The organism is Prevotella multiformis DSM 16608, assembly GCF_000191065.1.
In the GTDB taxonomy this organism is placed as follows: domain Bacteria; phylum Bacteroidota; class Bacteroidia; order Bacteroidales; family Bacteroidaceae; genus Prevotella; species Prevotella multiformis.
Window position 1 is genome coordinate 900,634 of the sequence record NZ_GL872282.1, and the last position, 9,091, is coordinate 909,724.

A 9,091-nucleotide genomic window follows, 5' to 3' on the forward strand; every position below is an offset into this window, starting at 1 on the left:
TTCAAAGCTAACACATGCTCTTTTGGTTTCATAAAGACGCCTGTTTGTCGAGCAATAGATGCTCTTTTGAAGTCTAAATAACGCCCTTTTGAAATCCAAACAAGCACCTTTTCTTACAAGGCTTTATAACTAATTGATTTACCGTTGTTTGCAAACTCGCTCTTTACACAAATTTTGCCTTTATTGATAGATGTTTTATCCGAAATAATGTCATTCTTAATCCATTGTTTGCCATCAAAGTTTTCTGTGTTAGAGGGTGATAATAAAGTAGGTAGTTGACAGTCTTGTCTATGCCTTTTTTAATAAATCTTCGGTTCTTCTGTTAAAGCTATACGAAAAGTATCCACGCATTTAACGAAAGAATCTTTTTACTATTTGTAATGATATACTGGAGAAATATGTTCTATTAAGTTATTATGAAAAGGTTAGCATGTAATAATAAAAGGTTGTCTCTTTTGTTTGAAATATAAAATTATAAATGTAACTTTGCGCAGTTATAAGCAAAAGGAGAAATGAAGTAATATCTTTTTTAGATATAAATAAACTCATAATCATCATGGAAGTAAATATAAAACAGGCTTTGAAAGTTTTCTTTTCTAAATCATCATTTGAGATGATTTATTTTGAGGCATTTGCCAATGCTCTTGATGCGGGTGCAACTGATTTTTATATTGATATAAAACAAGGGAATGAGCTAAAGGAGTTATCCTTAGTTCTAACAGATAATGGTATAGGTTTCACAGATGAACGTTTTCGAAAATTTGGAAAGCTCTTTGATGTTGAAGAAGAGCCAAGTCATAAGGGACTAGGACGCCTAGTCTATTTGTGCTATTTTGGTAAGGTACATGTTGAGAGCTGTTTTAACAATTCTGTCACAAGAGTTTTTGATTTTGATGAATCCTTCAGCGGAACAAGTCAAACTATACATACGGGTAATGAAGACAATGGCACGGTATTGACTATGACGGAGTTCTTAGGAACAAAACTTGGAAGAAATGATTATATAAAGCCATCTTATATAAAGAATGCACTATTGGAAAATTTCTATATGAAGTTCTATAAAGCGAAGTTGGCAGGTAAACAACTCAATATCTTTATTCGCTTATTTGTTGATGGGCAAATCGTTTCAGAAGAAACAATTACCACTGATAGTATGCCTTCTTTCTCTGTTAAGGAATTAACTACACAAATGGATCTTTTTAATAGTATAGACCTTTATTACTATGTCAGAGAAGTAGAAATAAAAGAGACAAAGGTTATAACAGCATTAGCTATTGATGACCGTAGTCATAGAGTAGAAATAATTGCAGATGAAAATCTACCTAAAGGTTATGAAATGATATTTTTGCTCATTTCTGAATCATTTCAAGGAAATATAGATGGAACTCGTCAGAATCTTACCATCTCAGACAATGAATTGACTATAATAAAGACTATTTTTAGGAATGGAATATCAGAAGTCATAAAAGAGCAGTTCCCTCAAATAAATAAGAATAATGAGAAAAGAGTTACTTATTTAAAACAAACCTTTCCACATCTTTGCGGTTATTTTGATAATAATGACATAGGATATTCTTCGCAAACTGATATTCTGAAAAAAGCTCAAGATAAGTTCTTCAGAGATCAGAAAGAAATTCTTGGTGCCAAGGAGTTAAATGACGAACAATTTAACAAATCATTAGACCTTTCTGCACGTGCTTTAACTGAATATATTTTATTCAGACAGAATGTAATCAAAAGAATGAAAGGATTAGATAAAAATAATAAAGAAGAGGAACTGCATAATCTTATAGCACCTAAATACGCAGAATTTCATGGACAAGATGTTGTTACAGATATGTATAGAAATAACGTCTGGGTCCTTGATGATAAATTTATGAGTTATAGCACAGTACTTAGTGAAGCAGAAATGTCACGAGTAATAGATGTCCTTACTGAAGGGGAAGTTAGAGATAAAGATAATGATCGTCCAGATATAACGCTCTTCTTTTCGGGAAATCCAAACGAATCAGACAAGAAAGTAGATGTTGTTGTTGTTGAATTAAAACGTTTAGGCTTAAGTGCTGAACAAAATTCTATTGTTGAATTTCAATTGGATACTCGAACGCGCAGACTAGCTGAATATTATGGTAATCGTATACAGAGAATGTGGTTTTATGGTATTGTTGATTTCGATGATCAATATGAAATGCATCTAAGGGATAATTATTTCAAGCCTTTATTTTCAAATGGGAAAATATATTTTCGTTCAAAACAAGTGTCTTTAAATTTAACAAGTTCAGAAAGTGTTATTCAAAATGCTTACATACTTGATTTTTCTGCTATGGTTGAAGACGCAAATTCGAGGAATTCGACATTCTTAAAAATACTCCAACATAGTTTCGAAAAACGAAAACAATAAGTGAAGTTTGTGCGTTTCGAGGTTAGGTACATTATCACCTCAATTATAACTACAAATCTAGGCTGTTCCACACTGAAATCATCATAATGTCAGCATTCCTACGCTACGGAGAGCAGTAGAAACTTCGACTCTAAAGAGGTTGTCTTGTTTTTTCGGTTAAAAACCTCAACAGCACGTCTCATTTCTTCGCTTTCTTTGGTTGAAGGTTACGGATAAGGTGGCAGACCGTACGGCGGTTCACAAGGTAGCGTGGGTGCATACGCACTGCTCCTTTTTTCATCAGCCCGTATTGCCCGTACTTTCTGTTCATGGTGAACGTTTGCCATACCACAAGGCTGGCACCCACTACGCCTATGACAAGACAGGCTATCTGACTGATGCCACAGAGATAGAGCACGACAACGAGAATGAAGACAGCCAGCAGCCCTCCTGCAAAGAGGAAGAGGTACTGTGCCTTCAAGCCCTTGAACTCCACCGTCCGACCTACGCCCTTGTTGATTTCAAATGATGCCATCGCCTTACAGGAAGAAGCTTCTCAGGATAGTGGCAGCCACGATGAGGAAGATACACGCACCGAACCAAGAGGCTGCGGTCTTGCTCGTATCGGGGTCGCCACTTGAGAACTTGTTGTACACTTTTATTCCTCCTATCAGACCTACCACAGCACCGATAGCATAGATAAGCTTCGTTCCGGGATCAAAATAGCTTGTTACCATTTTTGTGGCTTCATTGATACCCGCCATGCCGTTGCCATGTGCGTATGCTCCTATGGCGGTAGCCGTCAGCAGGAACAGCATTGTGATTTTCTTTTTGTTGTTCATTGTTTTTTTTATTTTAAGTTGTTAAATGAATTGTTTTCTTTTGGGTAGAGGTGAAAAGGGGTGGCTCGGTTTTATCGTATGACAGATATAGTTTGATTGTTTTACTTTTGAGCCACCCCTCGAACACTGTACAATATGAACAAAAACAATAGTTTTACAAATAGTATGACAGTGAACGCGCGGCTTCTTCCGAAACATCGCTGTTGCTGCTCAATATGCTATAGTCTGTTTCTGAATTAGGAGAAGCCCCTATATAGCCTTGCTGTAATTCCGCTTCTTCCGCCTTGCGAATGGCAGCAAGTAGCTTTTGATGGTCTTGCTCCTGTTTGAGCGTTGCCTCCTTAATGTAGTCCATGAGCTGTGTGCCTCGTATCGCCTGCAGTGTTTCGTGATAGAGAAAGGCTTTGCCATGTATATCTACGATTACAAGTTTCCCGACCTTTCCGAGATTGCCTATAATCACCTGCTCCAGCATTTGGACGCTTACAAGGTAAAACCACAGTTCTATGTGATTAACTTTGACGACCCTCGCAAGTCGCACCGTTGCAATCCCATCAATCCAGCCTTTATGACGGATATATCGGATGCCTATGAGAGTGCCTATACGATTATGCTCAATCTGAACCGTTCATGGATTCAGAAGCAGGGAGATTTCTTTGTGGAGTCGCCGATTATCTTGCTGGCAGCCATCATCTGGTTTTTGAAAATCTATGAGAACGGGAAGTATTGCACTTTTCCGCACGCCATAGAGTTTCTGAACCGCCCCTATGCACAGATATTCCCTATACTCACTTCCTACGATGAGCTTGCCAACTACCTTTCTCCTTTATGGACGCTTGGGAGGGCGGAGCACAGGATCAGTTGCAGGGGCAGATAGCCAGTGCCAAGATACCGCTTTCCCGTATGATCTCGCCAGCTCTTTATTGGGTGATGACGGGTGATGATTTCTCGCTCGACATCAATAACCCTAATGAGCCGAAAGTCCTTGTTGTTGGTAATAATCCCGACCGTCAGAATATCTACTCGGCTGCTCTCGGTCTGTATAACAGTCGTATTGTGAAACTCATCAACAAGAAGAAGCAACTCAAATCATCAGTAATCATCGACGAGCTGCCTACCATTTACTTTCGTGGACTTGATAATCTTATCGCTACTGCCCGAAGTAATAAAGTGGCAGTCTGCTTAGGCTTTCAGGACTTTTCACAGCTCACCCGTGACTATGGAGACAAAGAAAGCAAGGTGATTCAAAATACGGTGGGCAATGTTTTCTCTGGTCAAGTAGTAGGCGAAACTGCCAAGACATTGAGTGAGCGCTTTGGTAAGGTCTTGCAACAACGGCAGTCTATGACCATCAACCGCAATGACAAGTCTACGTCTATCTCCACACAGATGGACAGCCTTATCCCTGCAAGCAAAATCAGTAATCTTACACAGGGAATGTTTGCCGGTGCTGTGTCGGACAATTTCAACGAGCGCATCGACCAAAAGATATTCCACGCAGAAATAGTCGTGAATAGTGCTAAGGTATCGGCAGAAATGAAAGCCTACCAGCCCATACCTGTAATAGTAGACTTTACAAATGAAGTTGGATCTGATAATCTCAAAGAGACTATCGAAGCCAACTATAAACGCATCAAACAAGAGATTCTATCACTTGTGGAATTGGAGGAGGAACGCATCAAGGCCGACCCGACTCTTGCCCACTTAAACAAGGAGTAGACCATTTACCAACCGATGTCTCCGAGCATCTGTTTCTTGCAAAGGTATCCGAGAATAGATACCTTACCATTAGGAGGCTAAAGATTAATATTCGAGAGAATATCTATCGGATTGTATATGTGCGTCAATTTTTTAATCATCGGGAGGGCGCGGCACCTGTTGCGTGTCGTGCCCCGATGAAAAGATAGCGTTAATCGTCCCACAGCGAGGACGAGGAACTGCCGCTGTTGCCCTCGTTGTCCTCGTCGTCGTCGAAGAAGCTGTTACCCTTCGACAGGGCCGGTCCCGTAGCGGGGTCTTCACTGATGCCCACGCTGATGGAGCCGGCGAGTATAGAGTTTTCTAATGTGATGGGGACCACTTTGATTTCCGGTTTGATGTAATTGTTCATTTTTTATTAATTAACTGTTTGTTTTAAATCATCGGGGGGAGCGCACCACCCGTTTCCATGGGATTCGGAACGTGATGAATCACGCTCCAGCGGCGTGCCGCACCCCCGATGAGAGAGACATCTTTTTATTTCACAACAACCTTGCGGCCGCCGACGATGTAGACGCCTGCGGGCAGCCGGTGGCGTGCGTCATCGAGGCGATCGGCCACGCGGCGGCCTTGCAGGTCATACACCGGACCGTTCTTTCCGTCGGTCGCCTCGTTCGTCGTGCTGCCGATGCCGGTGGTCTCGCCGTCGAGGACGACAGAGAGCTGCTTGGCACCTGACGCCTGCGGTGGACAGATGATGTAGGCACGGTAGGCAGGAATGGTGGCGGCGGAATTGGTCGTCGTTACCTTGTGGAACTTGCCGTCGTCCTGCAGAATGTAGGCGTTGTTGGCGGCAGCGGTGGCGTTGCTCACGCCGGCTACCGTACCCGTGAATTTGTAACCTGCGGCGGGGATCGTCATCTTGTCGGCCTTGTAGGCTTTCACCTCGATGTTTCTGCCGCCGAGCTGTGGCATACCGTTAGCCGTGATGTAATACGGCGTGTATGCCGTGAGCTTGTCGTCCACTTCCTTGAAATGGACTTCGTTTTTGTTGCCGCCCGAGAGGGTGTAGGCCTTGAACCCCTGAGCATACAAGTCGTAAGGCAGACACAGCGTGGCATTCTGCGTGCCATTGAAGTTGCGCTCGTAGGTAACGGTGGCGGCAGTGAAGTCGAGCCCGATGGGCAACGGCTGTCCGTCGGTGAGGCGGAAGTCGTCGCACGCCCAGCCGTTCTTTGCCGCGTCGTAGTACACGTAGTTCGCCTTGCTCTTGTCGGCTGCGTTGTAGAAGTCGGGCATTTCACCCAACTGCTGTGCCCAGTAGCACTTGTCGGTGCGGTCGGCCTGCAACTTCTTTGTCACCTCGCCGCTCTTGAGCTGCTCGGCGGTTATCTTCGTGCCTTGTGCCTTGCCGCAGGTGTTGAGGTAGTAGCAGTTGTTGAGGGTTGTGGTTGCGCCGTAGTAAGCGTCACCTACAAAGGTTCTTGAAAATGTATCCCCATTGCCGCTGCCAAGATATAGGCAGTTGTTCAGAGTGCAGGTGCCTTCCTGACTTCCTACGAATCCCGCCATTTTATCCTTTCCTATATCCGTCGTGGCAGTGATATTACCCTTTACAACGCAGTCATCGATGGTAACATTGGCACCGGGTTTTACAAAGTAAATCATGCCCGCCGCGTCGCATGCGCTAATTAGAATACTGCTCGTGATGTTCACATTGCTGACACAGTTAGTGAGGGTGATGGTGCCATAGGCACTCATAAGCAATCCAGACAAAAACTTTTCGTTTGAGGTTATCTGCCCTTCGGTGCGCAGGTTTTTGATGGTGGCGCCTTCCACAACGCTGAAGGGAGCTATGTACCCGTTTGAACCGCTATCCCAGTTGAGCTTCAGCGTATATCCCTGCCCGTCGAACGTGCCGCCGTACTCTTTCGAATCATTTCCCACCATGTTGATTTCCGAGCCGAGGTCGACGTTGCGCATGAGCTTGGCGTCGATCTTGTTCTGTCCGCTGTTTACAATGTCGCAGAACGCCTTCCAGTTCTCCTTTGATGCGATTTCGTAGCAGTCCTTTTCGGCGAGGTTGATGCGCACCTGCTTGTCGGATGTTACGGTGGTTGAGCCGTTGAAGCCGTCCTCAAAGGCGATTCCGGAGTAATAATGGTGCTCGTTGTAGTCGCTGCCAAGGAGGTCCTTTGGTGTAAAGGTGGGCATGGAGCCGTAGATGGCCTTGTTGCGCGTGGCGTAGCGCGTGGCGCGCACCTGGCTGTTGAAGGTGAAATCCACCTTATAGACCCGCTTCGCGCCGTCGTCAGTGAGCAGGGGCTCGTCGTTCGTGCCGAGCATTTGTCCCCAGACGGTGTTGTTTCTGCCGTTCTGCAACTTATAAGCTACTTCGCCGCTCCGCAGCTGCTCCTCGGTTACTTTCGTGCCCTGCTTGTATTCACTACCGCAGGCGTTGAGGTAGTAGCAGTTGTTGATGGTGGCGTTGGGGGCGATGGTGTAGCTATATTCGTTGCTGCCGTTGTTCGTGCCAGCGTAGAGGCAGGTGTTCAGGGTGCAGGTGCCATACTGGTAACATACAAATCCGCCCATGCCTGTCCTGCCTGCACCGGTGGCGTTGATTGCGCCCTTGACGAGGCAGTCGGTGATGGTGACTTGGGTGTTGGTGTATATATAGGAAATCAAGCCTCCAGCCCCGCATCTGTCGCTGGTATAGCTGCTCGTGATGTTCACCGCGCTGACGCAGTTCGAGATGGTGTTGTTATCGCCGGATGCCTCGTCAATCAGCCCTGCCAGAAAGTGACCGCTCGATTTGATAGTCCCTGCGGTGCGCAGGTTCTTGATGGTTGCGCCGTCCACCCTGCGGAAGGGGGCGATGTCGCTTTCGCCGGTGTTCCAGTTGAGCGTGAGCGTATGGTTCTGTCCGTCGAACGTGCCGGCATACTTATGGTCATATCTGCCTATCATCGCGATATCTCCACCGAGATTGATGTCGGCTTCGAGCTTGGCGTTGAGATTAGTCATGCCCTTTTCATTGACGAGTTTGCAGAACAGCTTCCACTCGTTGGCGTCCTTGATGAGTATCGTGCCGTCCTGGTCACGGCGCATCACGATGATGGTATGCGAGAGGGAGGCCGCCTCGTAGAAATTGGTCTCTTTCTGCGTGAAGGTGATAGTCGCCTCGCCTGCCGTGCCGCCGAACTTGAGATAAGGCATATCGTAGCGGAGGACGGCGTTGTTGCTGCTGGTAACGCTGAAGGACTCATCGTTATAATCAAAATTCTCGCCGCTCTTTGTTTTGCTATTATTGAGATAGTCGCGTAAGTTGTGAGGGGTGTTACTGAAAAGCACATCGGGCAGGCCTACTGAGGTAAAGGTTACTCCGTCGCGCTTCGTGGTGACCGTCGTGCTGCACTGCGCTTTGGCACAGTTCTCACTGGCACTGCAAGTGGCGGTGAAGACTACCGTTCCGGGGCGCTTGAACTTTAGGAATCCGCCCGAGGTGACAGTCGCAATATCATTATTGTCCACCTTGAACTCGGCATTAACGTTGTGAGTATCATAGTTGAGGACGGGCTTAAAAAAACTTGATGGTATCGATGTGTAGTACATATCGTACCTGTCCCGCTCGAACCTCACCTTGGGTGCCCTGACGTAACCTACAATGATGTCGCGCACCTTGAACTGGTCCCACTTGGAATTGTTGTGGCTCCACATATAGACAATTTTTTCTGGAGCATCATAATTGTAGACAACGATGTTGTTGTCGTCGTCATTGAGTTGATTTTGATTGCCTCCGCTTATATGCGAATTCGAGATGGCATTCCTCTCGAAGTAATATTTATAGCCCGGTGTAACGCTGCTGATGCGCTTGATACCTTCAGGATCGCTATAGCGCTTTCCACCCTCCGTGTCGCGCAGGATGACCCAGCGGATAGCATAGCCTTCGTCAACCTCTATTTGGATGCGGGTTCCCTTTTGCAGCTCAAAGATGGCATCGCTGCCCGTTCCACCGGAGGTCTTGCAATGGCTAAACCAGACTTTCACAGGTCCCTTTCGGAGTGTTGTTACTGTCTGGTGCTTGCCTAATTCGCGTGAGCGGAATATCTCATAGCCCTCACGATTATAATTTGTCGCCACTGCCGGCAGGGCCAGCATGAGGGCGAAC

The 9,091-nt window shown here is 45.7% G+C and carries 5 protein-coding genes and 2 pseudogenes; 2 read left to right on the forward strand and 5 right to left on the reverse strand.

Annotated elements, in window-relative coordinates; translation table 11 throughout:
- The first annotated feature begins 556 nt into the window (after positions 1-556).
- The gene (locus tag HMPREF9141_RS03690) at positions 557-2,401 is read left to right on the forward strand and encodes an ATP-binding protein (RefSeq protein WP_007367152.1); all 1,845 of its coding nucleotides are present in this window, start codon (positions 557-559) and stop codon (positions 2,399-2,401) included.
- A gap of 178 nt (positions 2,402-2,579) precedes the next feature.
- On the opposite strand, the gene HMPREF9141_RS03695 is transcribed toward HMPREF9141_RS03690, so the two are convergent.
- From HMPREF9141_RS03695 to HMPREF9141_RS12675, 3 genes and pseudogenes are all read right to left on the reverse strand, one after another.
- Positions 2,580-2,915 (reverse strand): DUF4133 domain-containing protein, encoded by a 336-nt coding sequence (locus HMPREF9141_RS03695; RefSeq protein ID WP_007367153.1) that lies wholly within the window; start codon positions 2,913-2,915, stop codon positions 2,580-2,582.
- Between the two features lie 4 nt (positions 2,916-2,919).
- Positions 2,920-3,222: a DUF4134 domain-containing protein gene (locus tag HMPREF9141_RS03700; RefSeq protein WP_007367154.1), complete on the reverse strand. Its 303-nt coding sequence runs from the start codon at positions 3,220-3,222 to the stop codon at positions 2,920-2,922.
- Positions 3,223-3,376: 154 nt separating this feature from the next.
- Positions 3,377-3,610: pseudogene (locus HMPREF9141_RS12675) on the reverse strand (hypothetical protein); the annotation flags it as partial.
- A gap of 3 nt (positions 3,611-3,613) precedes the next feature.
- Between HMPREF9141_RS12675 and HMPREF9141_RS03705 the strand changes: the two are divergent.
- Positions 3,614-4,941 (forward strand): annotated as a pseudogene (locus tag HMPREF9141_RS03705) (TraM recognition domain-containing protein); the annotation flags it as partial.
- A 190-nt stretch (positions 4,942-5,131) separates the two neighbouring features.
- Here the strand turns inward: HMPREF9141_RS03705 and HMPREF9141_RS03710 are convergent.
- Positions 5,132-5,332 (reverse strand): hypothetical protein, encoded by a 201-nt coding sequence (locus HMPREF9141_RS03710; RefSeq protein WP_007367158.1) that lies wholly within the window; start codon positions 5,330-5,332, stop codon positions 5,132-5,134.
- Between the two features lie 125 nt (positions 5,333-5,457).
- On the reverse strand, positions 5,458-9,091 hold a 3,634-nt coding region (locus HMPREF9141_RS03715; protein ID WP_007367159.1), incomplete at its 5' end, for a hypothetical protein.

Bases quoted from the DNA above. Each gene is read 5' to 3' on its own strand.
- HMPREF9141_RS03690 (WP_007367152.1), top strand. From the start codon at position 557: ATGGAAGTAAATATAAAACAGGCTTTGAAAGTTTTCTTTTCTAAATCA.
- HMPREF9141_RS03695 (WP_007367153.1), bottom strand. From the start codon at position 2,915: ATGGCATCATTTGAAATCAACAAGGGCGTAGGTCGGACGGTGGAGTTC.
- HMPREF9141_RS03700 (WP_007367154.1), bottom strand. From the start codon at position 3,222: ATGAACAACAAAAAGAAAATCACAATGCTGTTCCTGCTGACGGCTACC.
- HMPREF9141_RS03710 (WP_007367158.1), bottom strand. From the start codon at position 5,332: ATGAACAATTACATCAAACCGGAAATCAAAGTGGTCCCCATCACATTA.